Source organism: Oleiphilus sp. HI0132, assembly GCF_001635845.1.
In genome coordinates, this window is the sequence record NZ_LWGJ01000501.1 from 1 (window position 1) to 490 (window position 490).

Annotated in this window: 1 protein-coding gene; it reads left to right on the top strand. The window is 42.4% G+C overall.

What is annotated here, in order from left to right; all coding sequences use genetic code 11:
* Positions 1 to 158 precede the first annotated feature (158 nt).
* Positions 159 to 490: metal-dependent hydrolase (locus tag A3766_RS06065; protein WP_197479370.1), on the top strand; the 332-nt coding region annotated here is incomplete at its 3' end.

Below are 490 nucleotides of genomic sequence, written 5' to 3' on the forward strand. Positions count from 1 at the left end.
AATCTCTCATCAACAGTTTTTATGAACAACACTAGGTATTACGTCAATGTTTAGTATTTGGATCACATATTATGTGATCTATATTTGGTCATCTAGGTGTATCATGGGAGTCGTAAACAGTAGATAAGTAAAATATATAGATGTGAAAGAAGACAAACATGGACTCACTAACCCAAGCAGCACTAGGCGCCACTGTTGGCCATACATTATTAGGTAAACATATCGGCCGTACAGCTCCAATTATCGGGGCAATTCTGGGGACTTTGCCAGACCTTGACGTACTTATTCCTTTTGGGGGCCAAGTTGAAGACTTTACCTATCATAGAAGCTTTAGCCACAGTCTGATTATCCAGATCGCTGTGGCGCCCCTACTAACATGGTTAATACTGCACTTTCGCCCAAGCTATCGTCCAATATCCAAGCAATGGTTCATTGCGATTCTCGCGATTTTTTGGACTCACTCCCTACTCGACGCCTGCACCGTATATGG